Origin of the sequence: Micromonospora sp. NPDC049799 (genome assembly GCF_040656655.1) — a bacterium.
GTDB lineage: Bacteria > Actinomycetota > Actinomycetes > Mycobacteriales > Micromonosporaceae > Micromonospora.
Window position 1 is genome coordinate 1 of sequence record NZ_JBFAMU010000916.1, and the last position, 1060, is coordinate 1060.

General features: G+C 74.5%; 1 protein-coding gene. It reads left to right on the forward strand.

What is annotated here, in order from left to right; genetic code table 11:
* Positions 1-861 (forward strand): AAA family ATPase (locus AB0I76_RS30615; RefSeq protein WP_357042824.1); only part of this gene is annotated, 861 nt, incomplete at its 5' end.
* Between the last annotated feature and the right edge of the window lie 199 nt (positions 862-1060).

Genomic DNA, 1060 nt, shown 5'->3' on the forward strand with positions numbered 1-1060 from the left:
CCGGAGCGGAGCTACCGGGCCCGGGTCGAGTGGCGCCCGCAGGGCGTCGACCCGGAGCTGGAACGGGCGACCGGGGTGCTGCGCCGGGACCTGGGCACGCCGCGCGTGCTCGCCTTCGCCAATCCGAAGGGCGGGGTGCACAAGACCACCGCCACCGTGCTGGCCGCCGCCACCGTCGGCAGCGTGCGCGGGCGGGGCGTGCTCGCCTGGGACGACAACGAGCTGCGCGGCACGCTGGGGCTGCGCGCCGGCAGCGCCCGGCACGCCCGCACCATCCGGCACCTGATCAGCGACCTGGCGCACATCGAGATCAAGGACGGCCCCGACCTGCTGGAGCACCTCGACGACTACCTCCGGCACGCCTCCGACGGCTCCTACGACGTGCTGGCCGGCGAGGAGAGCCCCCGCTTCGCCCAGCGGCTCGACCAGTTCACCGTCCGGCGGGTGCTGGACCTGCTCCGGCGCACCCACGACGTGGTCTGCGTGGACACCGGCAACAACGTGGAGAGCGCCAACTGGCGCACCGTCATGCAGGCGGCCGACCAGCTGGTGGTCACCACCGTGCCCCGCGAGGACGCGGCGTTCAGCGCGGACTGGATGCTGGACCTGCTGCACGAGGTGGGCATGGGGGAGCTGGCCGACAACGCCGTCACGTTGATCTCCTGCCCGACGCCCGGACGCTCGACCCTCCAGACCGACCTGGAACGGCACTTCGCCACCCGCACCCGCGCGGTCGCCGTGGTCCCGTACGACCCGGCGCTGGAGACCGGCTCGTCGATCGAGTACCCGCAGTTGCAGGCGGAGACCCGGCAGGCGTGGCTGAAGGCGGCGGCGGTGATGCTGGAGCCGTTCGCCCGGTGAGCGGATCCGCCGCCACCGGCCGCCCGTGTCGCCGGCACGCCTGAGAGGATCACGGGGTGAGCCCGGACACCCCCGAACGCGACCGCGACCGCCCCGCCGACGACCCGGGCGCCCCCACACCGGTGTCCCCGGACGGGCCGGTGGCCGCGTACCCGGACTCCCGCTCGGCCTGCTTGCGGACGCAGAACGCCACCCGCTC